This window comes from Betaproteobacteria bacterium, assembly GCA_016713305.1.
GTDB lineage: Bacteria > Pseudomonadota > Gammaproteobacteria > Burkholderiales.
In genome coordinates this window covers 617,814-641,091 of record JADJPK010000004.1, presented here as the reverse complement: position 1 = coordinate 641,091, position 23,278 = coordinate 617,814, and the positions used below count along the sequence as shown (strand labels likewise).

The 23,278-nt window shown below is 61.1% G+C and carries 24 protein-coding genes and 2 pseudogenes; 4 read left to right on the top strand and 22 right to left on the bottom strand.

Going from position 1 to position 23,278, the window contains the following annotated elements; genetic code table 11:
- Positions 1 to 47: 47 nt before the first annotated feature.
- The 9 genes and pseudogenes from IPK20_03730 to IPK20_03690 form a co-directional block, all read right to left on the bottom strand.
- Positions 48 to 992, bottom strand: a complete 945-nt coding sequence (locus IPK20_03730) for an HPr kinase/phosphorylase (protein MBK8015905.1) — start codon at positions 990 to 992, stop codon at positions 48 to 50.
- Positions 961 to 1,446, bottom strand: coding sequence for a PTS sugar transporter subunit IIA (locus IPK20_03725; GenBank protein ID MBK8015904.1), 486 nt, complete (start codon positions 1,444 to 1,446; stop codon positions 961 to 963). Before IPK20_03725 ends, IPK20_03730 begins: the two co-directional genes overlap by 32 nt.
- Before the next feature lie 69 nt (positions 1,447 to 1,515).
- Positions 1,516 to 3,036 carry an RNA polymerase factor sigma-54 gene (locus tag IPK20_03720; GenBank protein MBK8015903.1) on the bottom strand — a complete coding sequence of 507 codons (1,521 nt, stop codon included), beginning with the start codon at positions 3,034 to 3,036 and terminating at the stop codon, positions 1,516 to 1,518.
- Between the two features lie 50 nt (positions 3,037 to 3,086).
- A complete protein-coding gene (gene lptB / locus IPK20_03715) occupies positions 3,087 to 3,851 on the bottom strand; it encodes an LPS export ABC transporter ATP-binding protein (GenBank protein ID MBK8015902.1) in 765 nt (254 codons plus the stop codon).
- Between the two features lie 4 nt (positions 3,852 to 3,855).
- Positions 3,856 to 4,467, bottom strand: a complete 612-nt coding sequence (gene lptA, locus IPK20_03710; protein ID MBK8015901.1) for a lipopolysaccharide transport periplasmic protein LptA — start codon at positions 4,465 to 4,467, stop codon at positions 3,856 to 3,858.
- Complete coding sequence (gene lptC / locus IPK20_03705; GenBank protein MBK8015900.1) at positions 4,427 to 4,831, bottom strand: LPS export ABC transporter periplasmic protein LptC; 405 nt, start codon at positions 4,829 to 4,831, stop codon at positions 4,427 to 4,429. The genes lptA and lptC (IPK20_03705) overlap by 41 nt, the downstream gene beginning before the upstream one ends.
- Positions 4,813 to 5,046 (bottom strand): LPS export ABC transporter periplasmic protein LptC, encoded by a 234-nt coding sequence (lptC, locus tag IPK20_03700; GenBank protein MBK8015899.1) that lies wholly within the window; start codon positions 5,044 to 5,046, stop codon positions 4,813 to 4,815. The genes lptC (IPK20_03705) and lptC (IPK20_03700) overlap by 19 nt, the downstream gene beginning before the upstream one ends.
- Positions 5,043 to 5,576 carry a phenylphosphate carboxylase subunit delta gene (locus IPK20_03695; protein ID MBK8015898.1) on the bottom strand — a complete coding sequence of 178 codons (534 nt, stop codon included), beginning with the start codon at positions 5,574 to 5,576 and terminating at the stop codon, positions 5,043 to 5,045. Before IPK20_03695 ends, lptC (IPK20_03700) begins: the two co-directional genes overlap by 4 nt.
- Positions 5,576 to 6,569, bottom strand: a pseudogene (locus IPK20_03690) (KpsF/GutQ family sugar-phosphate isomerase). Before IPK20_03690 ends, IPK20_03695 begins: the two are co-directional and overlap by 1 nt.
- Positions 6,570 to 6,684: 115 nt before the next feature.
- On the opposite strand from IPK20_03690, the gene IPK20_03685 reads away from it, so the two are divergent.
- Positions 6,685 to 8,643 (top strand): cation:proton antiporter, encoded by a 1,959-nt coding sequence (locus IPK20_03685; protein ID MBK8015897.1) that lies wholly within the window; start codon positions 6,685 to 6,687, stop codon positions 8,641 to 8,643.
- A gap of 13 nt (positions 8,644 to 8,656) precedes the next feature.
- Here IPK20_03685 and IPK20_03680 read toward each other — a convergent pair whose 3' ends face one another.
- The 5 genes from IPK20_03680 to IPK20_03660 form a co-directional block, all read right to left on the bottom strand.
- The gene (locus IPK20_03680) at positions 8,657 to 10,150 is read right to left on the bottom strand and encodes a type II secretion system protein (GenBank protein ID MBK8015896.1); all 1,494 of its coding nucleotides are present in this window, start codon (positions 10,148 to 10,150) and stop codon (positions 8,657 to 8,659) included.
- 202 nt (positions 10,151 to 10,352) lie between these two features.
- Positions 10,353 to 11,027 (bottom strand): prepilin-type N-terminal cleavage/methylation domain-containing protein, encoded by a 675-nt coding sequence (locus IPK20_03675; GenBank protein ID MBK8015895.1) that lies wholly within the window; start codon positions 11,025 to 11,027, stop codon positions 10,353 to 10,355.
- Positions 11,028 to 11,226: 199 nt separating this feature from the next.
- Positions 11,227 to 11,631 (bottom strand): hypothetical protein, encoded by a 405-nt coding sequence (locus tag IPK20_03670; protein ID MBK8015894.1) that lies wholly within the window; start codon positions 11,629 to 11,631, stop codon positions 11,227 to 11,229.
- A 19-nt stretch (positions 11,632 to 11,650) separates the two neighbouring features.
- Positions 11,651 to 11,968, bottom strand: coding sequence for a hypothetical protein (locus tag IPK20_03665; GenBank protein MBK8015893.1), 318 nt, complete (start codon positions 11,966 to 11,968; stop codon positions 11,651 to 11,653).
- Positions 11,968 to 12,735: an ABC transporter permease gene (locus IPK20_03660; protein MBK8015892.1), complete on the bottom strand. Its 768-nt coding sequence runs from the start codon at positions 12,733 to 12,735 to the stop codon at positions 11,968 to 11,970. Before IPK20_03660 ends, IPK20_03665 begins: the two co-directional genes overlap by 1 nt.
- Before the next feature lie 76 nt (positions 12,736 to 12,811).
- Here IPK20_03660 and IPK20_03655 point away from each other — a divergent pair, with 76 nt between their 5' ends.
- The 3 genes from IPK20_03655 to IPK20_03645 all read left to right on the top strand — a co-directional run bounded on the left by IPK20_03655 (position 12,812) and on the right by IPK20_03645 (position 14,523).
- Positions 12,812 to 13,078, top strand: a complete 267-nt coding sequence (locus tag IPK20_03655) for a hypothetical protein (protein MBK8015891.1) — start codon at positions 12,812 to 12,814, stop codon at positions 13,076 to 13,078.
- Positions 13,079 to 13,189: 111 nt separating this feature from the next.
- Positions 13,190 to 13,819: a hypothetical protein gene (locus IPK20_03650; GenBank protein MBK8015890.1), complete on the top strand. Its 630-nt coding sequence runs from the start codon at positions 13,190 to 13,192 to the stop codon at positions 13,817 to 13,819.
- On the top strand, positions 13,816 to 14,523 hold the full coding sequence (locus IPK20_03645) for a HAMP domain-containing histidine kinase (GenBank protein MBK8015889.1): 708 nt from the start codon (positions 13,816 to 13,818) through the stop codon (positions 14,521 to 14,523). The genes IPK20_03650 and IPK20_03645 overlap by 4 nt, the downstream gene beginning before the upstream one ends.
- Positions 14,524 to 14,589: 66 nt before the next feature.
- Here IPK20_03645 and IPK20_03640 read toward each other — a convergent pair whose 3' ends face one another.
- The 8 genes and pseudogenes from IPK20_03640 to IPK20_03605 form a co-directional block, all read right to left on the bottom strand.
- Positions 14,590 to 15,228, bottom strand: a complete 639-nt coding sequence (locus IPK20_03640; GenBank protein MBK8015888.1) for a prepilin-type cleavage/methylation domain-containing protein — start codon at positions 15,226 to 15,228, stop codon at positions 14,590 to 14,592.
- A gap of 10 nt (positions 15,229 to 15,238) precedes the next feature.
- Positions 15,239 to 15,370: a prepilin-type N-terminal cleavage/methylation domain-containing protein gene (locus IPK20_03635; GenBank protein ID MBK8015887.1), complete on the bottom strand. Its 132-nt coding sequence runs from the start codon at positions 15,368 to 15,370 to the stop codon at positions 15,239 to 15,241.
- Positions 15,364 to 17,406, bottom strand: coding sequence for a hypothetical protein (locus IPK20_03630; protein MBK8015886.1), 2,043 nt, complete (start codon positions 17,404 to 17,406; stop codon positions 15,364 to 15,366). Before IPK20_03630 ends, IPK20_03635 begins: the two co-directional genes overlap by 7 nt.
- Positions 17,403 to 18,014: a hypothetical protein gene (locus tag IPK20_03625; protein MBK8015885.1), complete on the bottom strand. Its 612-nt coding sequence runs from the start codon at positions 18,012 to 18,014 to the stop codon at positions 17,403 to 17,405. The genes IPK20_03630 and IPK20_03625 overlap by 4 nt, the downstream gene beginning before the upstream one ends.
- Complete coding sequence (locus IPK20_03620) at positions 18,011 to 19,567, bottom strand: hypothetical protein (protein MBK8015884.1); 1,557 nt, start codon at positions 19,565 to 19,567, stop codon at positions 18,011 to 18,013. Before IPK20_03620 ends, IPK20_03625 begins: the two co-directional genes overlap by 4 nt.
- Before the next feature lie 2 nt (positions 19,568 to 19,569).
- A pseudogene (locus IPK20_03615) lies at positions 19,570 to 20,775 on the bottom strand (type II secretion system F family protein).
- Between the two features lie 60 nt (positions 20,776 to 20,835).
- On the bottom strand, positions 20,836 to 22,506 hold the full coding sequence (locus tag IPK20_03610) for a type II/IV secretion system protein (protein ID MBK8015883.1): 1,671 nt from the start codon (positions 22,504 to 22,506) through the stop codon (positions 20,836 to 20,838).
- Positions 22,507 to 22,587: 81 nt separating this feature from the next.
- Entirely contained in the window at positions 22,588 to 23,163 is a 576-nt protein-coding gene (locus tag IPK20_03605; GenBank protein MBK8015882.1) for a tetratricopeptide repeat protein, read from the bottom strand.
- Positions 23,164 to 23,278: the final 115 nt, after the last annotated feature.

The window sequence follows — 23,278 nt, the reverse complement described above, 5'->3', positions numbered from 1 at the left end:
CATACGCCCGGTAGGAGTTGCCTTCTGAATCGCGCTCGGCTGATGGCTCATGTGTCGTTGTCGCCCAGATGCTGTTCCTGTCGCCGGATGAATTCGTGGGTACTGTCGATACCACGCAACTGCAGGACGTAATTGCGGACAGCGGCCTCCACGAGTACGGCAAGATTGCGTCCGGCGGCGACTGGAAGTTGAACCTTTCGCACGGCCACCCCCATGATCTCTTCCGTACTGGCGTGCAGAGGCAGTCTTTCCAGGCCCGGGACAGTGCCCTTGACGGGACGCTCGAGCTGCACGATGAGCTTCAGATTCTTCCGGATCCGCACCGCAGTCTCGCCGAAGATGGTCCTGATGTTCAGCATACCGAGACCTCGGACCTCCAGGAAATCCTTGAGCATCTCGGGGCACCGGCCTTCCAGCGTCTGAGGTGCGATGTGATAGAGCTCCACCACGTCGTCGGCAACCAGGCCACTTCCGCGTGTGATGAGTTCCAGAGCGAGCTCGCTCTTGCCTACTCCACTGTCTCCGGTCAGCAGCACCCCCATGCCCAGCACGTCGAGCAGGACACCGTGGCGTGTCACGAACTCCGCGAGTTCCCGCCCGAGGTAGGTCCGGATGACCCAGATGATCTGAAGGCTGGGAATGGGAGAGGACAGGATCGGAATCCCCATCCGGGCGGCCTGCTCGATCAGAAGAGGCGGTGCCCGTTCGCCGTCACTCAGAATGAAGCACGCAGGACCATCCGCGACCATCTGCGCGAGTATCTGCTCGGCTGCCAATTCGCCGAGACTGGTGAAGTAGTCTGCCTCGGTATGGCTGAAAATCTGGATCCAGTTCGGGTGGATGTAATTGAGGTGTCCGATCAGGCCCTTGCTGGAACTGTGGATGCGCTGGGAGTCCAGTATCGGACTGCTCCCGCGGTCCCCCTGGAGCCAGGTGAGCTTGAGCTCGGACCGGTTGTCGTCAAACAGCCGCGCGATGCTGAGCTGGGGCATGGGGCTCCCAGGACACGATCAATCGCTGGACCTCCTGAGCCGACGGTGCCGACTCGATCTGCAGCCGTAGCGAGCGATCGCTGAACATCTCGGCGATTTCCGAGAGGATCTGAAGATGAATCTCCGTGGCCTTGTCCGGCACCAGCAGCACGAAGATCAGATTGACCGGGTTTCCATCCGGCGCCTCGAAGGGAATGGCTTGCTTCAGGCGGACAAAGGCCCCTGCAGCTTCCTTCAGCCCCTTTATGCGCCCGTGCGGCAGCGCGATTCCATGCCCCAGACCGGTCGAACCAAGGCGTTCGCGAGCGAAGAGGCTGTCGTATACGACGTTGGCTCCGATACCCTGGCCATTCTCGAAGAGCAGGCCTACTCGCTCGAATACGCGCTTCTTGCTCGTCACGTCGAGATCGACGAGTACGCGCGTTTCAGGAAGGATCTTGGAAACGAGTGTCATGGCACCCAAGCATCGGTCACCGCAGCCGTGTTGTCTACCGCGACCGACTGCAGGGCGGGAGATCGCCCGTCAGAGGGTCTTGCGCAGATTGACCGGAAGAATCTGCAACGATTCCCGGTATTTTGCGATGGTGCGGCGTGCCACCACAATGCCTTGCTTGCCCAGAATTTCCGAAATCTGACTATCGGAGAGTGGATGCCGGGAGTCCTCCTCTCCAACCAGTTGTTTGATCAGGGCCCGAATCGCTGTCGCGGAACATGCCCCCCCGGTTTCGGTGGCAACGTGGCTGCCGAAGAAGTACTTCAGTTCGAAGATTCCCCGCGGCGTCAGCATGAACTTCTGCGTTGTCACCCGGGACACCGTGGACTCGTGCAGCCCCAGCAACTCGGCTATCTCCCTGAGAACCAGGGGTCGCATCGCCACTTCGCCGTGCTCGAAGAAGTGCCGCTGCCTGTCCACGATGCACTGGGACACCCGAAGGATCGTGTCGAATCGCTGTTGGACGTTCTTGATCAGCCACTTGGCCTCTTGAAGCTGCCCCGACAACTGCTGAAAGCTGGCGTCCCGGTTGCGCGACAGGATCTCGGCATACATGCGGTTGATACGCAGTTTTGGCATCGCATCCGGATTGAGGGACGCGATCCAGGCGCCCTTGATCTTTCGCACCAGTACGTCCGCGACGACGTACCTCGCCTCTTCCTTGGAAAAGCTCAGGCCCGGTCGGGGATTCAACCCGGTAATGAGCTTCTGCACCTCGCGCAGCATCTGGTCTTCGCACCGCAGGACTTTCTTGAGCTTTCCGTAATCGCGGGACGCGAGCGCATCCAGGTGGTGCTTGACGATGGTCAGCGCTTCGGAGCGGCAGGGAATTTCTGCCGGCATTGCAAGAAGCTGCAATTCCAGGCACTCGGCAAGGGTTCTCGCGCCGACGCCCGCCGGTTCGAGTTGCTGGACATGCCTGAGGGCGATCAGCAGGTCGTCCGTCTCGGCTTCGAACTCTTCCGGCAGCATCGACGCCAATTCCTCCAGATCCTGCTTGAAGTAACCGTCGTCTTCCAGGGAGTCGATGATGACCGATGCGAGCTGCATTTCGCGAACGGGCAAGCCCGACATGTTGACTTGCCACAACAGGTGTTCCCGCAACGAGGGACCACCACTCGCAACCTGAGGAAACTCGGAGTCCTCGCCATCGGCATTGGTGCCGGAGCCGGAATAGGAGCCTTCATCCACCCAGTCCGCGTCATCCAGAGCTTCGCGTGCGGGTTCCGCACCCACGTCCGGGACCTCGGGCATGTCACTCGGGGCGTCGTCGAACTCCTCGGGGCCGCTCGATTCCGACGAGGTGTTTCCCTGGGCATCGTATTCGGCCGAATCGTGGGGGGGAGTGACTTCTGCGGGGTTGGCCGGCGACGCGGCAGCGCCTTCTTCCCCCTCTTCTTCTTCGCGCTCCAGCAGAGGGTTGTCCTGAAGAAAACGCTCCAGCTCCTGATTCAGCTCAAGCGTGGACAGTTGAAGCAGACGGATGGACTGCTGCAGCTGAGGCGTGAGCGTCAGGTGCTGCGAGAGCTTGAGCTGCAGTGAAGGCTTCATGAGATGCTGCCGTGCGAGGTTCCGTGGCGTTGAGAGCGATGGTAGGTAGGCTAGAGACGAAAGTTCTCGCCCAAGTAGACCTTGCGCACTGCATCATTATAGACGATCTCTTCCGGATGCCCGCAAGCAAGCACCGAACCATCGTTGATGATGTAAGCGCGATCACAGATGCCGAGCGTCTCCCGGACGTTGTGGTCCGTGATGAGGACGCCGATACCACGCTCCTTGAGGTATCGAATGATCCGCTGGATGTCGATGACGGCAATCGGATCCACGCCTGCGAACGGTTCGTCCAACAGAATGAACCGAGGGTTGCTGGCGAGAGCGCGGGCAATCTCGACACGGCGCCGCTCGCCTCCCGACAGGCTGATGGCGGGGCTATTCTTGAGATGGCTCACGTGAAGATCATGCAGAAGTTCATCGAGACGCTCATCGACATCCGAGCTGCGTATCTCCTGCAGTTCGAGTACGGCCCGTACGTTCTCTGCGACCGTCAGTTTCCGAAAAATGGACGGTTCCTGAGGAAGATAGGACAGGCCCATCCTGGCACGGCGGTGTATGGGCAGGCGCGAGATGTCTTCGGAATCGAGAACGATTTCTCCACCGTCCACCGGTACGAGGCCCACGATCATGTAGAAGCAGGTGGTCTTGCCCGCGCCGTTTGGGCCTAGCAGTCCCACGACTTCTCCGCTCTTCACGTCGAGCGAAACGTCCTTGACGACGGTTCTCGCCTTGTAGCGTTTCATCAAACCACCCGCCCGCAATTCGCGACTGAGGGCTGCAGGCAGGGTCAGATCGGGGACGAGCGCGTTCATGTGTTCAGCGCTCGATGGCGCCGGATGGCTTGAGCGTTGTCCCGGCTCCGGCCGGAGGAGGGGCTGGCCTGGGTTTGGGCAATATGGTCGCTCGCACTCTGCCATCCGGATTCTCGGCGGTGCTTGCAGGCTTGCCTCCACCCATGACCTGGAAGAATTCGCTCTTGGCATTGTAGGAGATGTAATCGCCTCTTACCTCGTCCTGGCCCTTGGTCAACCTGGCTGCGCTGAACATCTGCAGGAGGTCCTTCTTGCCGTCGTACTCGATTCGTTCGGCGAAGCCATCGATGTATTCGTCCTTTCCGTCCTGCTTCTGCCGGAACGTCGCCGGGCGACCATATGCGATTCCATACTGGAAACCATCGGCATCCTGCCGGACCACGACTCGTTCACCTTTGAGAACGAGCGTGCCTTGTGTAAGCACCACATTGCCCTCGAAGACCGATTCCTTCTTGGCGTCGTCGACGAGCATCTTGTCCGCTTCGATATGAACCGGTTTTTCACGATCGGCCTTTTCTGCGCGCGCCGGAATGCTTCCGATCGAAAGCGTCGAACACAACAGCGCGATGCCAAGCTTATTTACGGCCAAATGATGGCAAATTGAGGGGCGACGCATATGTCACCTTCACCTGAGACAGTAGTTTGAGGACACGGGCTCTGTGGTTGTACTCCATGCCGACTGAGTTCACGACTGTCTCACCCTGCGTCATCGTCACGGCCTTGTCGGAAATCGCCATGTCGTCATCCGGGATGAGATGCAGATACTCCGTGGCCAGTGCCATGGCGTTTTGATCCGCGTAGGCCTCCCGGAGAACATGAACGTTCCCAGTGAAATACACGTGATCTCCATCGCGTGAAACCAACGCGCGGTCCGAATCGACGTGAACGGGCGCCGTCTTCGGATCGAAGTGGATGAATCTCGGCTTCTCCATCTCGGTGCTGTTGTCATCCGGAAAGTGGATCATCTTCTTGCCGCGCATCTATAACGCTGGCTGCCATCGATGTTCATGCGCATGGCAGAGAAATTCTCCACCACGAAGTCCGGGTCATGGCGTGTGCTGCCGTCGCGCGGCACCGGCGGGGGTTGCACCTTCTGATCGAGCCACAGCGTCAATCCACCCAATACGAGCAGCAACAGCGCCGGGTACCAACGTACAAGGCGATCACTCCACGTAGCGGGAGTTTTCGTCGTCATTCGAGATACCGGCTCAACTGACCATCCAGTGTCCCCTGCGCGAGCATGACCAGTTCACAGAATTCCCGCACCGCGCCGCGCCCCCCCGGGGACTGCGTGACATGGTGGCAGTGGGAGCGCACCAGTTCGGGTGCCTCCGGAACGGTCGCCGCAAGACCGCATCGCCGCAGCACGGGCAGGTCGATCACGTCGTCGCCCATGTATGAGGCGCAATGCGCCTCCAATCCCAGCTTCGCCAACAGTTCCGCGAACCCGTCTTGCTTGCGGCCAACACCCAGCAGCGTGTGGGAGATCCCCAAATCGCGAGCCCTGTTCTCCACGCATGGAGATCGGCGCGCGGACAGCAGTGCCAGAGTAACGCCGCTTTGTTGAAGCATCTTGAGACCGTGGCCGTCTCGTGTGTTGAAGGCCTTCATTTCCTCGCCACCGTCGGACAGGTACAAGGTGCCGTCGGTCAATATGCCGTCGACGTCGAACACGGCGAGCCGGATTCCCCGTGCACGGGCCTGAGTGGAGGGTTCGGAGCGCATCACACCACCTTCGCACGGAACATGTCATGCATGTTAAGGGCGCCCACCAGCCGTTCATTCTCGTCGACGACCAGAAGCCCATTGATGCGGTGCCTCTCCATTTCTTCCACGGCCTCCACCGCAAGACGATCTTCCCGAACGGTGCGTGGTCCCCGTGTCATGAGGTGGGAGATAGGCGCTTCGCGAAAACTCACGCCCCTTTCCAGTCCGCGTCGAAGATCTCCGTCGGTCAGAATTCCCAGAACACGCCCCGCGTCGTCGGCCACCGCGGTCATTCCCAAGCCCTTCCCTGTCATCTCAAGCAAGGCCTGAGAGAGAGTTGCATCAAAGGCCGACCTTCGGAACGGCGTCGCCGGTACGCATCACGTCTCGGACATGGGTCAACAGTTTCCTTCCCAATGCACCTCCCGGGTGAGAACGGGCGAAGTCGTCCGGGCCAAATCCACGCGCTTCGAGAAGGGCGACGGCAAGAGCATCGCCCAGCGCCAGGGCTGCCGTGGTACTGGCAGTGGGCGCAAGGCCTAGTGGACAGGCTTCCTCGTCGACTGCCGCGTTCAGGTGAACATCCGCTTCCTTCGCGAGTGTCGAACCGGGGGCTCCGGTCATGGCGATGAGCCTGGCGCCTCGGCGTTTCACCAGGGGCACGATTGCCAGCAATTCCGCGCTCTCACCCGAATTGGAGAGCGCGATCATCACATCCTCGGAGGTAATCATTCCGAGGTCTCCGTGACTCGCTTCGGCCGGATGCACGAAGAACGCGGGCGTGCCAGTGCTTGCCATGGTCGACGCGATCTTGCGTGCGATATGACCTGACTTGCCGATACCGCTTACCACGACCCGCCCCCTGCACGCGAGGATCACACCGAGCGCGGTTCCGAAGGATCCGTCAAGCCGCCTGGCAAGACCGGATACCGCTCTTGACTCGATCTCCAACACCCGCCTTCCAAGGGCGAGACACTCGTCGACAGACAGTTTTCCGAGGGGCACCTGCATGGCCGAAAGTATACCTGTGCGACGGAACGACATGCCCACTGGCGAGAGCGCTCGCGGAAAATCACACCGCTCGCCGTTGTGACAGGGGCATGTGCTAGATTCAGAGCGGCCGCCCATGGAAACGTCGCTCGAAACCGCTCTCGTTCTGCTGGCGACTGCCGTGGTGGTAGTCGTCGCGTGCCGCCAATTTCGTCTGCCCCCCCTGATCGGCTATCTGCTGGTCGGCATCGCGGTGGGCCCACATGCGGTCGAATGGCTGCCCGACGATGCCAGCACCCGTCACCTCGGCGAGTTCGGGGTGGTGTTTCTCATGTTTTCCATCGGTTTGGAATTCAGCCTCCCCAAGCTGATGACCATGCGTCTGCTCGTCTTCGGACTGGGCGGAACGCAGGTCCTTCTCTCACTGGCGGCAGTTGTCGCCGTCGCCCAATTCGCTGGATTGGACTGGAAAGCGGGGGTCGCGCTTGGGGGTGCGGTCGCAATGTCCTCGACCGCCATTCTCGGGAAACTCCTTACTGACCGACTCGAACTCGGGTCGACGCACGGTCGTCAGATCATGGGAGTGTTGCTCTTTCAGGACCTCGCCGTCGTGCCATTGCTCATCGTGCTCCCGACGTTCGCACAGCCGTCTGGGGATCTGCTCGTGGCTCTCGGTGCCGCCGCGCTCAAGATCTCGGTGTCCTTTGCCTTGCTGCTCGGAATCGGCCAACGCATTGTCCGCCCCTGGTTCAGCCTGGTTGCAGCGCAGAAATCCGCTGAGTTGTTCGTTCTGAATGTCCTGCTGTTCACCCTGCTTCTGGCCTGGATGACCGAGGAAGCCGGCCTGTCCCTCGCACTCGGTGCCTTCATAGCCGGAATGCTCATCTCCGAAACCGAATTCCGTATCCAGGTCGAAGAGGACATCAAGCCCTTCCGGGACATTCTTCTGGGTTTGTTCTTCGTTTCGGTGGGAGCCCTTCTGGATCTTCACGTGGTGTGGGATCACGTGTTGGCCGTCGTGTTGCTCGTGGTTTCGTTTCTGCTCGGAAAATCGACGATTGCGGCGGGCCTCGCCAGGCTGTTCCGCGCGGACGCCGGAGTGGCGGTCCGCGTCGGTCTCGCGCTCGCCGGGGCCGGCGAGTTCGGTTTCGTTCTCCTGTCCAGAGCGGGCGAACTTCAGATCGTGCCACCAGCCACGCTTCAGATCGTGCTCGCCGCCATGCTGGTCTCCATGCTGCTATCTCCGTTCATCGTGCTGAACAGCGATCGCCTCGTGAGCCGCTGGGTTCGCTCCGAATGGATGCAGCGGGCGATGGCCTTGCACGACATCGCGGTCAAGTCCATGGGAATACGTGGTCACGTCATCGTCTGCGGATTTGGCCGATCCGGTCAGAACCTCGCCCGCATCCTTGAACAGGAAGCCATGGACTACATTGCTCTGGACCTCGATCCGGCCCGGATTCGCGAGGCGTCGATTGCGGGGGAATCAGTCGTCTTCGGAGACGCGGGACGTAGGGAAGTGCTGATGGCAGCAGGCTTGACACGGGCAGCGGCCCTTGTGATCACCTATGCGGACACTCATTCCGCGTTGCGGATACTGGGCCACGTTCGAGAACTTCGCCCGGAACTTCCCGTGGTCGTGAGAACCGTGGACGATACCGATATCGATGTCCTGCTGGCGGCGGGCGCAGCCGAGGTTGTGGCGGAGATCATGGAAGGCAGTCTCATGCTGGCTTCCCATGCCTTGATGCTGCTGGGCATTCCGCTGCATCGGGTCCTCAAGCGAATTCGGGCGACCCGTGAACAGCGGTACTCGCTTTTCCGGGGATTCTATCGTGGCGAATCCGACGAGTCCGACACCGAGCCCATTCGACTTCACTCGGTGCTTCTTCCCCCTGGCAGCGGCGCCATCGGCCGGCGGCTGGAGGATTTGAATCTTCAGGCGCTTTCGGTCGAGCTCACTGCGATCCGCAGAAGAAACATTCGCAGTCTGGATCCCACGCCTGAAACGGCCTTTGTCGAAGGCGATGTGGTCGTGCTGCGCGGACGCGAATCGGATCTCGCTTTGGCCGAGGCAAGGCTGCTACAGGGTTGATGCTCGTGCCGACTCACGGCAGGAGCCACGTGGCTCCGCAGTTAGTGCCTGCTTCGGTGTCTGCACGCCAGTACGCGACCTGTGTGCTGTTCGAGTCGTAGCACGCCGACGCATCAGGGACTGGTCCGCCCCCCGCGAAGGACGAAAACCGGAAATTTCCGGTGGTTGCGCTCCCGTCATCGATCTTCCGGTCGATCTCTGCAAGGATCGTGGAGGGCACCTGATTGCCGGTGTTCAGGTTGTGCCGACGGGAAGCGAGACCCGCGTATCGATTCCCGTATTCGAAACGGACGGCTGAGCCGAACGCATTTCGAGGTGCCGACGCCGCCGTTTCCGGGCCTGCGCCATAGGTGAATCCGCCGATCATGTAGCCGGCGCGCGCGAGGTGCTCCCAGAGGGCGATCGGCTCATCGACGGGTGCCCCGGCGGACCGCGATTCGATACGGGCGTTTCCGTCACCGTCGACGGTGACGCCTGCTATGTCACGCGTGGCAGTTGCGTAGTCTCCGGGAATTGATCGGTACCGGTCCATGAAACCGAAGTAAGCACCTCGGTACCCTTCGATCTCCGAAGTCAGGGCTCTCGCACGAGACGACAAGAGTAGTTCGTTCGCGCCCACCACGGCGCCTGCAAGCAACGCAAGAATCAGCATCACGAGCGCAACCTCGATCAGTGTGAATCCTTCCTGCTGACGTGCGTACCCCTGCATTTCCGGCTGCCGACAAATTCCTAGCCATCGAAAAAGCAGCGAATATGCCAAAACGAGAGATTTTCGACATTTCGAAAGGGACGCTCGTTCGTCGACCCGGTGACCTTCCGGCAACGACGATAGGAGACTGGCCGCCCCACAATTCTCGGGGAGAGGGTTAGCGCCTACTTTCCAGCGTCCCTGGGCATCCACGCACGCTGCTGCCCCGGGAGGATCCACGGGCTGAGGAGTGAACCAAGCGAAGTTGGAGTACTGGAAACCGCCGCTGAACGCATTTCCGTCGTCGATCTTGCGGTCCATTTCGGCAAGAATCGTCACCGGAAGAAAATTGCCGGTCTTCAGCGTATGCCGCTCTGGGGGATTGCCTGAGGGGTTGCCATAGCGGGCGTCATACGCGAGATCCGCGTATCCGCCATAGAGGTTGCGGGGTGCCAGTTTCGATACGGCATCGAGCGACGGGTTATCCGAGTACACGAAGTCGGCCGACAGGAACTGGGCCTTGGACAGGTGATCCCACACCAGGGCGTATTCCTTGACCACTCCCTGCGCGGCTGACGGTGTCGCCAGTACCTCGACGAGACCGTTTCCATTGCCTACACGGGTTGCGCCACGAATGTTGCGGTCCGCCGCATCATAGTCACCCGGATAGGCACGAAATCGATCCTGGAAACCCAGCCATGCGGTTCTCATCCCTTCGTGTTCGGCAATGACGGCCCTGACGCGGGCTGTGAAGACCAGTTCCTGACCCTTGAGAACTGCGCCGAAGGTGAACGCCGCCACCAGGAGAACGACCGCCATTTCGAGCAAAGCAATCCCCCGCTGCCTGCGGCGGGCAGCGGTTCCCCCGAACACTTGTCGTTCTATTGGATACACCTTGTTGTGCGCGAAGCTGTGGCCCTGAAATATAGGCTTCTCCGCACAAAATAAAAACGGGGAGTTGCCTCCCCGTTGTTATCGGATGGGAACGTGCTTCTTTACAACAACGTCGCACCGCCGCAGTTCACTTCTGTCGCACCGCTGAGTTTCCAGCTACTTGTGGCAGCGACATAGCAGAACGTGTCGCCTTGAGGGCAGTCCCGGTCCCACCGAACGCCGAAAACACGAAGGAACCTGTGAGCGGATTCCCGTCGTCCGTCTTGCGGTCGACTTCCGCCATGATTTCGACGGGTACCTGACTGCCTGTCTTGAGGTTATGCCGGGCCGGGCCTCCTCCCGCTCCGTAGGTGTTGTCATAGACGAGTTGCACGAAAGCGCCGTAGGGGTTCTTCGGAGTGCTGGCATCCGTGGGAGCTCCCGCCGCATAGGTGAAGTTCCCATTGAGGAAGCCCGCCCGCGTCATGTGTTCCCAGACCAGGTTGGCTTCGTCCGCCACGCTACCGCCAACGGGAGTCACGCCGTTCTGCACCCGGCCATCGCCGTTGCCGAAAGAGATGGTGCCCGTACCCCCCAGGTTCTGAGCGGCCAGTTGATAGTCACCAGGCAGCGCCCGATACCTGTCCTGGAATCCGTAGAACGCCGCCTTGATCCCGTCCTGCTGGGAAATGAGGTTGCGCACGCGGGCGCTCGTGATCAGTTCCTGGCCCTTGAGGATCCCGCCGAGCAGCAGCCCGATGATGACCAGCACGATGGCGATTTCGACCAGCGTGAATCCGCGCTGGCGATGTGCAGCTTTCATGGCGAGAACTCCAGATGGAAAATCCGATGATGATGCGGGGACTTTCGCGACATTCGTGCCAGGGTGTCGAGCCATCCTGCCTCCTGAAACAGAGACGACAGGAATTGTTCCCAAGACTTGGATAGCCGCTAACTATTGGATTATTAAGGTAATTACGCAGAACGCGATGCACGATCGCGCGAGACCGAGGGCGAATGGCTTACCGTTGACCCTTCGTCGGTGTCGACGAACTTTCGGCATCCATCCTGTTGAACTGCTCCACCAGAAAGCGCAACTCGTGAGGGTCCTTCACCGTTCCGCTTTCCAAGAGTCCGCCAAGCAACGCCCTCGCGCTTTCCACATCCCCGACGTCCTCGCGCAGGAAGATATGCATCTGCCTGGCCCAGGCAGGTACAGAAGCCTTCGTGACATGGTCCCGGATTGCATCGGCAAAGCGGATGGCAAGACGCAAGTCGCCCAGACGATGCTTTGCCATGATCGACACGTGGGCCAGCCACTGCCATCGCTCGTTGGGTGACTCCAGGAACCGCTGGTAGACGAATTCCGCCATGTCGCGCTGCTTGTCCGGGTGATTCAAGACCTGGGCGTACAGATGCGAAGCCATGAGCATTGGATACTGGGTGTCAGGGTCGAGCGCCAGCATCGCCGAGAGCCAGTTCTTGACCTTGCCGTAGTCTAGCCTTGCGAAAGGGGATGCTGATGCCCGGCTGGTTGTCGTACGTCTGAAGCTTCAGTGCCAGAACATAGGCAAGCGCAACCGGTTCTCCCAAGGCGGCTACCGTCAGAACTTCGCCTCTCGGCGGGTCTTGAAGGTCCACGGCCGACGCCATCGGTGCCGGGGCATACAGCCTGACGAGGATCTGCGCCAGGAGGATCGTTGCGAAGAGGCCGATCGACCACCTGGGGGCCTCGGTCCATGCACGCTCGGAGCTTGGGCGCATCAGAGATTCTTCCGGTAGAGATCCAGGAGCGCCGCCGATACCAGAACCACGATGTACGTGATCGCTTCCAGTGAGATGGAGAGCAGAGCGGGCGCATCGGGCGGAGATCCTGTAAGCCAGTCCGATCGCGTGAATCGTTCGAGATCGGGAAGCAGCAGGGCAATGCCACGAAGCACCGTCGCCAGCGCCTGCTGCGACCCATCGGTCGTCAGGAACGGGCTGGCCGTGGCGATCAGCACCAAGGACGACATGGTCCTTGAAAGAACGTAGAGCCCCATCACGAACGCCGTCCCCAGCAGGAAGTGGTTGAGCGTCACCGCGCAGAAGACCGCCGACGCAGCAACGATCCAGACTTCGAGCACAAGCGACAGGAGCCATGCGAAGACTGGCACGCCAGGCGCGTACGCGGCCACGGGCATCCAGAAAACGATCGCAACCACCAACGCGACCATCATGTATCCCGAGGCCTTGCCCACCAGATATACGCCACGGGGCAGATCCACCGAGAGCAGATAGTCGGTGATGCGGTCCTGCTGTTCCCGAAGGGCGCTGCCGATGACATGAAGGCAGACCACGAATGAAGCGGCGACTCTGGCGAAGGAGGCAAGCAAGGCCAAATGGAGTCTCGCCGACTCCGTGAGAGCAAGGGAGCGGGCGAAGAGGCTCGATGCCAGGACGACGGCCGCCATGGCCAGGACAATCCAGGGCAGCCGATTGCGACGAGCCTCGGTCAACGCCATGCCGGCAATGACCCATACGCGTCGCAACGAAGAGGAAGTCCAATCGTGGTGCATGTTCCAGGGAGTGTAGTGGGACGGGCACCGCCGCGCTACGATCCGCTCCATGCAGGGTTCAACAGACGCAATCGCCGGAACGCACAGAATCACCCGCTGGGCACGTCCGAATCTCGTTCTCGGCCTCATGCTCTTCGTCTTGCATGCCGGGCTGATGTTCGGCGTGGGCACGGGGGCCTCCCGTGCATTGCTGCTCGCTCATTTCGGGTTGTTTCTGCTGTGGCAACCGCTGTGGCAAGGGACGAGTCAACTGGTCGCGCGCCGTGCCGTGCTCATCGTCGCCAATAGAGCGTCGCTAGCATGGTGGAGCACGTAATAACTCGTCAACCTGTGGATCGCACTGCTCTTCTCCCTGATCGGCGGAAGCCTCCCCGGCCTGCGCGCCCAGCGCCGGCGCCTCGCGCCCCTGCTGGCAGCGCTCTACCTGTTGTCCGTTCTGCTCGTGTGGGTCGTTCCCCACCTCGTCGGTTCCTTCGAGAGCCAACCATTGCTGGTGGTCACGGTCCGGTATCTGCTCGCCGTTCCCCTGTTGATCATCATCGCCCTCCCCAGCGGTCGCACGACGGAAGGTCCCCGCTATGCCGTGGACCTCTTCTACAGCTTTCTTCTGTTCCTGCTCGTGATCGTACTGGTGCTCGGTGCACTGTTCGTGCAGCAGATCACGCAGCACCCCTACGCGCTTGCCCTTGCCCAGACCGTCATCGCCATCGCGGGGGTGATGTTCCTCCTGTCGTGGCTATGGGATGCCAGAGGGGGGTTCGACGGCGTGGGGCAGTTGCTCTCCCGATACTTTCTCAGTCTCGGCATGCCGTTCGAGCGCTGGATGTACAGCTTGGCCAATCTGGCGGAGGGGGAGGACGACCCGGACGACTTCATTGCCGGTGCTGCCCAGGAGATGCTATCCCTGCCGTGGGTCTCGGGGGTCGACTGGAAGACGGCCGCAGGCGAGGGAGCATCGGGACACACACGCGATCCGTTACGCGCTTCGAGTTCCGCGGCCTGGACCTCCGACTGCACACGCGCTGGTCTCCCGGGCCGGGCATGTTGCTCCACATGAGGCTTCTCGCCAGGTTGTTGGGCGACTACTACGACGCGAAGGTTCGCGAACAGGATCAGCGACGCACGGCCTATCTGCAGGCCATCTACGAAACCGGTTCGCGCGTCACTCATGACGTCAAGAACCTGCTCCAATCGCTGCGTTCGTTGTGCGCCGCCGCCGAATCGGGCCCGGATGCCGAATCCGAAGCCTTGCGTCGGCTGATACAACGGCAACTTCCGCAGATTGCCCAGCGGCTGCAGACGACCCTCGACAAGCTGGACACCCGCAGAACGGTACCCATCGAGATGCAGTCCGCCGCAGAGTGGTGGCGAGCGCTGACGCAACGCTATGCGCACGAGCAGATCGAGTTTCACTACCCCGTCGGGGCGCTGTCGGCCACTCTTCCTCCGGAACTATTCGACAGCGTGGCGGACAACCTCGTGCAGAACGCGCTGGAAAAGCGGCGCAGGGGTGAGGCGGCGCGCATTCAGGTGGTTCTGGAGCCGATCGGCGATCGACGGTGCCGACTCCAGGTCAACGACGACGGCCAACCCATGGGGACAGTGCTTGCGGCGCGCTTGTTTCGGGAACCGGTCGTTTCCGAAACGGGTCTCGGAGTAGGTCTGTACCAGGCAGCGCGTCAGGCGGCCAACCAGGGATACCGCCTTCGCCTCGCGCACAACAGAGCGGGCAACGTTGCCTTTACCCTCGAGCCGGAGTGATTTGGAGGAAGGGTTGCGACCCGGTACTCCGGCGACTCGATACGAATCTATTAGTAAAGAACCTCGTTACAATTTTCCTGCGGCCGCCAACCGGCTGATCATGATGTTCGGCGAGATCCACACAGCAAGATCGTCGAACTCGTTGCCGGCCTGATCACTTTGCCCACGACTCACGAAGACCCTGTTGGTGTTTGCCATGTCAAGATTCTCGGCCTCGTCCGCGTCCGGAACCCGAACGGTATCGAAACCGTTCTTCCCGACGGAGAGTACGACGGCAATCGCATTGCCGTTCGCCAGCGCGACACCCGCAGAGCAACTCGCATCGTTCGTGGAAGCGGCCGAACATACCCATAGTCGGTTGTTCGCAGAAGAAACAAGGTTCATTCCAATAGCCTTCATCTTGCCCGTCGCCGTGTAGACCTTCGCATTGGCATCGAAGTCCACATCTGCCACCGCATAGCGAAGTCGATTAGCGTCACCACCGAACCCGTCGGTCTGATATCCGTTGCGATCCAGTGGCGACAGGCCGAGCGTTACTGCCGGCAGGAACCCACGATATTGCGCGCACATGCCGTTGGCCGCCGTACCGGCCGGAGGTCCCACGACAAACGCTTCCTGCCCATTGGACGCAGCGGAGGCGGGGCACGGAAACCGTTCCTGACCGATGACATATCCCAGCAACGCTTCGCGAGCCGCGTCGAGCAATTTCTGCGTTTCACTGGACCGGCGTTGATCGAGCTGTCGCAAGCGGCACGAGCAGCGCCGAGAGAAGCGTCGCCACGATGACCAGACCAATGGCGAGCTCGATGAGGGAAAAACCGCTTTGGCTCATTCGTGTCTTCAACATGGGTCCACCTTCGGAACGCGTGAGTCGGATCCGACAGTCTGAAACTGGATGCAATAGACCACGTCATTGAAGTTGGCGCTCTCCGCCGTACTTTCATAGGCGGTCCCTGAGCCGAGAACATTCAAGCGCGCCAGGTTCAGTCCTTCAAGATAACTGGACGGCAATCGGCGTTCAGTGGACAGTACGCGCATCTGGTTAAGTGCCGCGAGGCGACGTCCCGCGAACAGGACGAGCCCGGGATACTGTCCTGCACCGTTCACGGACAGACAAGTGCCAGTGCACTGTGTGTTGCCTGAAGAGCCGCCCTGGGAAAACTCCTGGGCAATGGCGTAGAAGAGGTGATCCTTCCAGTGCTGAAACCACGATTGGATCTCTGCCCAATGAGAGCAGTGCATCTCGATGTAGGCGGGATTGAGGGACGCCAACCCGGCGGCCGTATACGACCGTGCGGGAACTCGACCTTCCAGCCTGCCAGGAGACTCCGTATAGGCCGTGTCCGCACTGAAATCGGAAATGGTCATGGTGGCCGCATCGATCATCCGGCGATCAGTGCTGGTGGCGGGTGGATACGCGTCCGAGGGAAACTCGGCCATGCATTCCGCTACACGCCTCGTCAGCGTTCGCAGGATGCCGGGGCTGACAGCCGTACCCACAAGGCTCTTCCGCTTCTCGATCGCATCGAAGATCTCCTTTGGCGTGATCACGATCATCTGATCGTTCACGGAGACGGTCCCGGTGTTGGGATCCACGTAACCGTTGATCAACGTGGAGTTACCGCCTCCCACTGAATTTGTGGGTGTGACGAGCGTGTTGGCGGGAGACGCGTTGTCGGCACTCAGAGCAACCACTGCTTCCAGATACTGGTCGGCAGCATGGCTGCCCGGACAGCTGGGCGTGTTCTCGGCAGGAGCGCGAGACTGCTGTTGCAACGCGGCTCCGGGCGAGACGATGATGGCCGCAGCCAGCGAATCGGACGTTGCGCCCGCCACGCGAGTCACGCCGTCGGGGGCCAGCACCACGAACTGCCCGAGCGTATCCCAGTTCACCAGCTTGCCACCGGCTCCGCTGCGTTTGAAGTTGCCCGCAACCGCATACCAGAGACACTCGCCATGTGCGTCGCGGATCGGCTCGACGTCCAGCGTCTTCCACGGCAACCGTCCTACTGCGCTGACGTTCTGCGCACCGCATTCGAGCGGCGAGTAGCCTTCGTCATTGGGAATTGTTGGTGCCGCCAACTCCGGGCAGGGTAGCCGTCCCGGAGCTTCGTTCGGATATCGGTCCACGTTGGCGACGACATAGGCGATGAGTGCATCTTTGGCCTTCGCCAGCGCTTCCTGTGTTGATCGTTCCCGTTCGAGCTGTACAGGACGCGCTGGCAGGAGATTCACGACGATGAGCACCGCAAGCAGCCCGCTCAACGCGAGCATCAAGAGCAGCGCAGCCCCCCGGTTTGCCCGGGGATTGAGGAGTTCACGAACGGCCATTCGGGTCCGTGCTCCTCGAGCTTCGATCACGGACAGCGGAATCCTCCGCCGGTGAAGTACCTGCGCTTGCCGCAGGATCGTCTGCATCCTCCGGAGGAGCTCTCCACCTGCCACAGGCAAGGTTCGCCGCCGCGCGTAGCTCTCTTCAATGACGCCCGAGGTCGCCTCCACCGTTTGTCCCACCTTGAGACGTACCCGCCGGCCGCTCTCTTGCAGAGTGAAGCCAGCCGACTCCCGGCCGACACCTGTCGGGGCGATGTCGTTCGAGGCGCCTCGTGCCCCCACCGCCTTGCCGTTCACCCAGACGATCGTGTCGCCGTCGCTCCTGCGTACTATCCCATTCAGCGTCATGATCCGTGCCGCGGGTACTCGAGGTGCTTCCACCGGAGCGATTACCTTCGGCTTGTTGGCGTTGGCGATGGCATCCTCCCGGGCTGCGTCCATCCGTGCGCGCTCCGCCGGAGTGAAGAAGAGACGTCCCAGCGATTGCTGTGCCTGCAGTTCGCCGAGGCATAGGTTCATGAGAAGCAAGGCAAGAAGCGCGTGCCTCATGGTCTGTTCCTCTCCGCTTCTTCCTCGGGGACGGTAATCCAGGTCAACTCGCACTCCGCATTGAGCGTGGGCTGGGAGCCGTCGGAAACCCCTTGTCCGATCCGGTCGATCTCACAGGCGTTCATCGTGAAGACGCCGCTCCTGCGGGCCGCAAGCATTCTGAAGAAGTCCATCAGGTCGCCTTCATGCAACAGTGGGAGGCGGACCCTCATGATGGATTGGCGCATGGGCAGATCGGCCACTCCCAAGGTACTCGCTCCTGCATACGGCTCCTGCTGGCCGATCTGATACTCGACGCCATACAGCTTTGCTTCGCGGTTGATGGTGCGCAGGCCGTCCACCCAATTGATGCGCTGTTCGGCACCGACGAATCCGATCGTCTCCAGGGCATCGTAAGTTTCGCGGAATCGCTGAAGGATGTCCTTTTCTAGACCCGCATTGGCGTGGCGTTGGCGGGCTGTGGAAAGTTGCCGGGTCTGGGCCGTCAGTCGACTCTCCGCAGATTCGACGAGGCCTTCCACATACACGACCGCCGCAACCGCGCTTGCCAAGACGATCAGCAACAATACCAGCGGAAGAGCGAGAGGCGCGAAGTTGGCCCGGTTCACGATCCTTCACCCTCCTCCCGCAGCAGCACGGATATCTCGAAGCGCGCGCCCAGCGATGTCTCTGCGCGCGCGCTCGTGGTCCCCGTGAGGCTCTGCTTGGAACTGTCGTCCAGAGGCAGTTTGACGATCTTCGCATCCAGGACTCTCTGATGCTTCCGCAATTGATCGGCGAACTCCCGGATCGCGTTCACTGCCGAGCGATAGTCGCCTGTGAACGGCTGAATCTCCCCGCGGATCAGGCCGACCTGACGCATGGGGCCATCCTGGGATCCCGACTGAACGGAGGAGGTGGAAAACGCCGTCGTCAGGTCGGCGAACCGGCCATGCTTCCACGTCACCGACGATATCGAGACCAATGGATTGGGTTCGAGTGCAGCGCTCACCACCGAAAACAAGAGCTCCGGTGTTCTGGCGCGCTGGCGCAAGCGGTCGAATGCATCGACTGTCTGTTTCAGCGCCGCAGCCGTCACGGGCGCTTCCGGGAACTGACGCGTCAGTTCGGAATAGAGCGCGTCGTACCGGCGGGTCTGCTGCGCTGCAGACGCGATATCTTCCTCGATGGTGCGAACTCGGTTCAAATCGTAAGCGAACCAGAGGACCCCCACCGCAGCGACGCCGCCGGCGACCGCCAGCAGCCCCCGACCAACGCGATGGACGCGGAAGCCCTGTAACAGGTCCGGGGGTGCCAAATTCTCCTTGGGTGAGGCCCGGCCGAGCAGATGCAAGTGCAGCGCGTCGGCTGTCGAGTCGAACGCCGTGGGAGGAATCTTGAGCAGGGCGCCCAGCTGTCCCCTCGATATCCGCTGGGCACGCATCGCGCCGGGATTCTCCGCCACACGACGATAGAGATCCTGCAACGAATCGTCCTGATCGAGCAGGACCACGTCCACGATCTCGTCCGCGCTCGTTGCCTGGAGCGCATTCAGATACAAGCGCGTGTTGACGATCTCGGCGGCAAATGTACTGTCGAGGTTGTCTTCCGAGAGTCCGCGAAAGGGAGTCAGCCGCGAAAAACGGAAACGCCCGTTCTTCAGGAAGGTTTGCCTCAAGCCCGCCACGTGCTTCGAGACGATCAGCAGATTCGGACCCCGCAGCTTGAGTGGCACGACGGCCGCGGATGTTACCGCGGAGATCGGAAACACCCCGGCGATCGGAAGCCCGCGGGCCATCACTGCACCGACCCAAGGCTCGATGATCTCGAGGTCGGTCACAGCCATGAACAGAAATCGATCGTCCTTCCGACGGTCCTTCTCCCTCTCCTGGAGCTGTGCGGAGGCGAAGGGCGTGTTGCGATAGAGCTGCTTCAGCTTCCGGTCGATCATTTCGCGTCGGTCGCGTCCCACCGTATGAGGCAGCGTTTCGAAACGGTAGTCTTCCTCGACGGTGTCGACCACGAAATAGACCGGCACCCGGTGAACCGTCGTGAGCAGCTCGGCGAATTCGGCTTCTCCGGCTTCATCCAGAGAGAACCGCCTGCAGTTGACGAGCCCACGCCTCCATAGCGCGACCGACGCGCCAGCGGATGAGATACATACGAGCAGACGCGGACCCATGGTCAGAACTTGAGCTTGCCGATCATTTCGTAAATCGGCGTCAGGATGGAGAAGAGGATGAGTGCCATCAGCATTCCCAGCAGGACGTTCAGCGCGGGACCCATGATCTTGAGAGCCTTGTCCACCCCTTCACGGACATCCCGACCATAGAAGTAGTTGATGTTGAACAACGCAGTGTCCAGGGCTCCGGTCGTTTCGCCCACGCGAAACATCCGGATCACCAGGGGAGGGAACAGGTCCAGCTTCTGGAAGCTGTCCGACAAGGCTTCTCCGGAATTGATCTGTTGCCACGCCTGGCGAAGGCCTTCCGCGATCACGACGTTACCCACGATTCCCTCGCTGGGTGCGAATCGCATCGAGGATCGAGATGCCGGACTGATACATCAATCCGAAAAAGTTCGCGAACCGAGCGAGGATGATCTTCTGCAACAAAGGTCCGATCACCGGAATGCGCAGCTTGGCCAGGTCGAGCATATAGCGCGCGCGAGGGTCCGAGCGAACGAAACTCGCCAAGGCAATCGTCGCGACGATGGGAGCCCCCAGGATCAGCCACCAGTAATGCTGTGCGGGAAGTCCGAGGTGGCAATAAGGATGCGGGTCTGGATGGGCAGTTCCACGCGCATGGTCTTCAGCACCCCTACCAACTGCGGCACCAGATACATGAGCAGAAACAACGAGACCCCGATCACCAGCACCAGCAACGTGACAGGATAGATCAGCAGCTTCTTGGTTTCCGATGCCAGTTCGTCCTGCCAACGGAGAGATTTTGAAAGATTCTCGAACACGTCGGTCAACCGGCCGGTCTGTTCCCCGGCGCGCACAAGACTCACGAACACGGGATCGAACACCTTGGGGAACTGTGCCATCGCCTGCGACATCATCTTGCCGGCTTCGATGTCCTCGACCAGTGCCGATACGACTTGCTTGAACCGGGGCCGGTCCATGCCATCCCGGAGATCCCGCAGGCCATCGATGATGGGAATGCCCGCCCGGTTGATCTGCTCCATATCGAAGCAGAAGTTGATGAGATCCTTCCTCTCGACGCCGCCCCCTCGCAGCGAAGAGGCGCCGCGCATTTCCCGGAAGGTGATGAGATCGAGCCCCATCCTCCGCAAACGGAGTTCGAGATCGATGTCGTTGATCGCGTCGAGCTTGCCGCGCGCAACGGCACCGGAGGTGTCCATGGCCTTGTAGCGGAAGGAAGGCATGGAGGGGCGCTCTTGGTCGTTCCGGTCGGATGCAGGTCGCCGTCGCCGACCCGCACGGACCTACAGTAGCCGCCCCGTGAGATCCACGGAGCGGGACAGTTCAGCGATGCTGGTCGTGCCATCGAGCACGCGTTCGATGCCCTCCTCGGCCAGCAATCGGAAGCCTTTTTCCGCAGCTACCCGGCGCATCTCCCGGCCCGTGGCGCGGCGAGCCACCAGCTCGTCCAGATCGGCATCCATCGGAAGAATCTCCAGGATCGCGGTTCGCCCCCGGAAGCCGCGGTGATTGCAGTGTCGGCAGCCACCCTCGCGATGACGAAAGAGCGAAACACTGCTTTCAGGCGCCAGACCCAGGATGTGCTTTTCCTCCAGCGACGGTCGATACTCGATCCGGCAATGCGCACACAGCACCCGGACCAGCCGCTGAGCAATGACGCCGATGACGTTTCCGGAAATGATGTCCGGAAGAATGCCGATGTCGAGCAATCGCGGAAAGGCACCCAAGGCGGAGTTCGTATGCAACGTGGAGAATACTTGGTGACCGGTCATGGCGGCGCGGAACGCCATGTCGGCGGTGTCCTTGTCGCGAATCTCTCCCACGAGGATGATGTCCGGATCCTGGCGCATGATGGACCGGATGCCGTTCGCGAAGTCGAGTTTCACCGCCTCGCCTACCGAAGTCTGCCGCATGAGAGCGACGGGATATTCGACCGGATCCTCCAGCGTCATGATGTTGACGCCTTCGACGTTCACCTGGGAAAGAAGCGAATAAAGGGTGGTCGTCTTGCCGCTTCCGGTGGGGCCCGTGATGATGAGAATGCCCTCAGGCCGCGCAAGCATGAGGTGCAGTTTCGCGACCGTGGGCTTGGGCAGTCGCATCTGCTCCAGGCTGATGATCGACTTCTCGCGGTCGAGAACACGAAGGACGATGTTCTCGCCGTAAATCGTCGGATGGCTCGACACCCGAAAATCGATCGGCCTGCCGTTGAGGTTGAGTGACATCCGGCCATCCTGCGGTGCGCGGGTCTCGGCGATGTTCATGCCGCTGATGACCTTCAAGCGAACCGCGATGCCGGGCCAGTAGCTCTTGTGCAGACTTCGAACCTGTTCCAACACGCCGTCGATGCGATAGCGCACGCGCAGGAATGCCGCTTCCGGTTCGAAGTGGATATCGGACGAACCACGCTTCACCGCATCGACGAGGAGCGCACCCACCAGGCGCACGATCGGCTGCGTGTATTCGTCCCCACCTCCCTGAAGACTCTGCCAATCGAGTTCGCCCGTCTCGATCTCTCTCAGGATGCCGTCTACGGAGAGTTCGTATCCGTAGAAGTGATCGATCGATTCCTCGAGCTGGGCCTCGCCTGCCAGCAGAGTCCGCAGCTGAATGTCGGGAGGAAGCGAAGCGCGGAGTTGGTCGGTGACCACGACATTGAGCATGTCGGTGATTGCCACGACCAGGGTGCGCGTCTGCGAATCGAACGCAATGGGCAGCACGTGATGCCGCCGGGCGAACTCCTGAGGCACGAGTTTGAGGGCCTCGGCGTCCACCACGACCTGCGCCAGATCGATGGCCTCCTGACCGATGGTCCGGGCCATGATGTCCCGGATCACTCCCTCCGTGACAAACCCCAGTCGGACGAGCAATCGGCCCAGCGGAATCTTCTGGGCGCGCTGTTCGGTAAGCGCGATCCGAAGCTGGTCAGGCGTGATGAGACCCTGCTGCACCAGGCTTTCGCCAAGGCGCGACTTCCGGCGGGTGTCGGGGACCGGAGCTGCCGCCTTGAGAGGGAGTCAGGGACGCCATGTCATTCATTCTACTGGTGCCCCGAGCTTGCCGAGGCGTGTCACTACTTGCTTCCGGTCGAATCCGGCGAAACCGCGGGCGCGCGCCAGATCCAGTGCCTGGCGGTAATAGCCCACGGCGAGTGGTTGCTGACCAAGATGTTCCAGACCCACGGCCAGGTTGAAGGCGTAGTCGGGGTTCGTGGGTTCCATCTGGAAGGCCTGAAAGTACGCCTGCTGAGCGGCCGCCCACTGATTCTGCTCGGCATGAACGTGACCGAGGGCCGCATAGAGGAAGCCCGAAGGCTCGCGCGCGATCAGCTGTTTCAGCCGCGTCTCGCTGGCAAGAGGATCCACACGTCCAGCGATTCCGATGAGCCCCGCCTGAGCGGCCGCATTCTGGGGTTCGAGTTCCAGCACACGGTAGTAGTAGTCGCTGGCCTTCTCGGAATTGCCCTGGCGCCAAGCCGTGGCCGCCAGGCCGAGGAGAGAATCGACATTGCGGTGGTCCTTGGCGAGGACGGACTCGTAGAGGGACTGTGCTCTCGCCGCATCTCCTCGCTGCAGGGACGCATAGGCTTCACCGACCTGCTGGCTGATCACGCTCCCCGCATCGGTGGAACGGACCCGTAGACGATCTCCCGTTTCCGCGGCGGCGCCATCCCGCGGGGCGGCAGGTCCCCCGGACGCACGTGCAGAGTTCGTGGCGCCGCTGTGG

What these genes read in the sequence shown, in the direction of transcription:
- IPK20_03730 (MBK8015905.1), bottom strand. Translation starts at nt 992, where the DNA reads ATGCCCCAGCTCAGCATCGCGCGGCTGTTTGACGACAACCGGTCCGAG.
- IPK20_03725 (MBK8015904.1), bottom strand. Translation starts at nt 1,446, where the DNA reads ATGACACTCGTTTCCAAGATCCTTCCTGAAACGCGCGTACTCGTCGAT.
- IPK20_03720 (MBK8015903.1), bottom strand. Translation starts at nt 3,036, where the DNA reads ATGAAGCCTTCACTGCAGCTCAAGCTCTCGCAGCACCTGACGCTCACG.
- lptB (MBK8015902.1), bottom strand. Translation starts at nt 3,851, where the DNA reads ATGAACGCGCTCGTCCCCGATCTGACCCTGCCTGCAGCCCTCAGTCGC.
- lptA (MBK8015901.1), bottom strand. Translation starts at nt 4,467, where the DNA reads ATGCGTCGCCCCTCAATTTGCCATCATTTGGCCGTAAATAAGCTTGGC.
- lptC (MBK8015900.1), bottom strand. Translation starts at nt 4,831, where the DNA reads ATGCGCGGCAAGAAGATGATCCACTTTCCGGATGACAACAGCACCGAG.
- lptC (MBK8015899.1), bottom strand. Translation starts at nt 5,046, where the DNA reads ATGACGACGAAAACTCCCGCTACGTGGAGTGATCGCCTTGTACGTTGG.
- IPK20_03695 (MBK8015898.1), bottom strand. Translation starts at nt 5,576, where the DNA reads ATGCGCTCCGAACCCTCCACTCAGGCCCGTGCACGGGGAATCCGGCTC.
- IPK20_03685 (MBK8015897.1), top strand. Translation starts at nt 6,685, where the DNA reads ATGGAAACGTCGCTCGAAACCGCTCTCGTTCTGCTGGCGACTGCCGTG.
- IPK20_03680 (MBK8015896.1), bottom strand. Translation starts at nt 10,150, where the DNA reads ATGGCGGTCGTTCTCCTGGTGGCGGCGTTCACCTTCGGCGCAGTTCTC.
- IPK20_03675 (MBK8015895.1), bottom strand. Translation starts at nt 11,027, where the DNA reads ATGAAAGCTGCACATCGCCAGCGCGGATTCACGCTGGTCGAAATCGCC.
- IPK20_03670 (MBK8015894.1), bottom strand. Translation starts at nt 11,631, where the DNA reads ATGGCTTCGCATCTGTACGCCCAGGTCTTGAATCACCCGGACAAGCAG.
- IPK20_03665 (MBK8015893.1), bottom strand. Translation starts at nt 11,968, where the DNA reads ATGCGCCCAAGCTCCGAGCGTGCATGGACCGAGGCCCCCAGGTGGTCG.
- IPK20_03655 (MBK8015891.1), top strand. Translation starts at nt 12,812, where the DNA reads ATGCAGGGTTCAACAGACGCAATCGCCGGAACGCACAGAATCACCCGC.
- IPK20_03645 (MBK8015889.1), top strand. Translation starts at nt 13,816, where the DNA reads ATGAGGCTTCTCGCCAGGTTGTTGGGCGACTACTACGACGCGAAGGTT.
- IPK20_03635 (MBK8015887.1), bottom strand. Translation starts at nt 15,370, where the DNA reads ATGTTGAAGACACGAATGAGCCAAAGCGGTTTTTCCCTCATCGAGCTC.
- IPK20_03630 (MBK8015886.1), bottom strand. Translation starts at nt 17,406, where the DNA reads ATGAGGCACGCGCTTCTTGCCTTGCTTCTCATGAACCTATGCCTCGGC.
- IPK20_03620 (MBK8015884.1), bottom strand. Translation starts at nt 19,567, where the DNA reads ATGGGTCCGCGTCTGCTCGTATGTATCTCATCCGCTGGCGCGTCGGTC.